At 43.2% G+C, this 1,631-nt stretch carries 2 protein-coding genes; one reads left to right on the forward strand and one right to left on the reverse strand.

What is annotated here, in order from left to right; all coding sequences use genetic code 11:
* Positions 1-18: 18 nt before the first annotated feature.
* Positions 19-603 (reverse strand): phospholipase D-like domain-containing protein, encoded by a 585-nt coding sequence (locus B5D35_RS23620; RefSeq protein WP_244556735.1) that lies wholly within the window; start codon positions 601-603, stop codon positions 19-21.
* Between the two features lie 170 nt (positions 604-773).
* Between B5D35_RS23620 and B5D35_RS23625 the strand changes: the two genes are divergently transcribed.
* A complete protein-coding gene (locus B5D35_RS23625) occupies positions 774-1,169 on the forward strand; it encodes a DUF2750 domain-containing protein (RefSeq protein WP_078754832.1) in 396 nt (131 codons plus the stop codon).
* Positions 1,170-1,631: the final 462 nt, after the last annotated feature.

Consider the following 1,631-nt stretch of genomic DNA (forward strand, 5'->3'; position numbering starts at 1 on the left):
ACGACGAGGAAGGTGACACTAGATTGCCTGAAACTTAAAACTTTGCAACGGAGCCATATTACGCCCTCCGACGACGGACACGACACCATCTGCCGTCATCGATTTATTGTGCATACGTCGATTTAACCGATCACCATCCGTCACCCAAGAGAGCATGCGAAGGTATCGATATTGATGTGGATTAAACAGCCTCACTTCGATATTCGGGTGAGCATTGAGGTAGGCAATGTCGCTGTCCTTTCGACTTTGCATATCATCAAGGAGTAAACGTACTTTCACACCGCGCTCAGCAGCTTCGTATATCCGCCAAACTAACAGCTGGCTAGTCTCATCATCTCTGAAAATGTAATACTGAAGATCTAAACTGTTCGACGCTGACTCGATCATTGCCAAGCGGGTGAGCAAGGCATCATGGCCAGTTTGAAGCGGGAAAAAACCTGAATAGTGATCGGGCAAATCGTCATCTCGCTGAAAAAACACAGATAACGATGACGTGGCGTGATAGCCCGAATGGTACGTTTCCACTTTCGGCGTGAGTGACACATCAGATTCACAGCCCATAAGGGCGATGGAAAGGAGTACGACGGCAGACAGCTTTTTCAACGAGATGAATCCTTTCAGTAAAGTGAAATAAAACTATCACATTCTGAATCAGTGATAAAAAGTAAAGACGCCAAATGGAACAGTACATACCAAGGGAGTGATTACTCTCTCCTTTTCCTTCCTTCTGATATACTCTCTCCCAACTTTTATTGCCCGTGTGGAAATTCAAAATGGCAAAGACATTGACCCCGGATCGCATTGCAGAAATCCTGAAATTCGACGTTGACCAGCGTTACAAATACTTGGTGAAAGAAGTCGTTGAGAACCGTGAAATTTGGATCCTGACCGACGAACACGGCTGCGTAATGCTGAACACGGAAGACGAAGACTGTGTGCCAGTATGGCCAAACGAAGAGTTCGCGCAAGAGTGGGCAACAGGTGAGTGGGAACACTGCAAACCGGAAGCAATTGGTTTGAACAAGTGGCATTCTCGCTGGACCAACGGCCTGTTGGATGACGAGTTGTCTATCGTGGCATTCCCGAACACTGATTTGGAAGGTGTCGTACTCTTCCCAGATGAATTCGATTTCGACCTGACCAGCTTGGCGAAAAAGCAGAAGCGCTAACTACCTTATTAAGGCAGCCCAGCGCTGCCTTTTTATCCCATTTCTTGTTTATCCCTTCAAACTAACACCATTCTGAAAGCCATTGAATATACAATATTAATCTCTATGAATAATTAGTTTTTGGCATTAATATTACCAACATTCAGGCATAGTGATTTACATACGTTATAAACGAATTTCTCTTTTTGCAATGGCTTCATGCTAACTTCACTGTAGAAATTGCAACCAATTTGCTTAATTTAACGTCTTATTCATTACGTACTGAATACATCACTCTCATGTAAAAATAATTAATATCTATTCATTGGTAGTAATAATGAAAAAAAGTGTTGCAGCTCTACTTCTGTCGAGCTTTTTGCTAAGTGGTTGTGGTTCAATCATGAACGGTACAAGGCTTTGTTGCTTAATTCGGTTGGAAGACATGGCAGCCTAAAGTTGTTCGGTTCTTAAGCAATATACTGA

Source organism: Enterovibrio nigricans DSM 22720, from assembly GCF_900167155.1.
Lineage (GTDB): Bacteria > Pseudomonadota > Gammaproteobacteria > Enterobacterales > Vibrionaceae > Enterovibrio > Enterovibrio nigricans.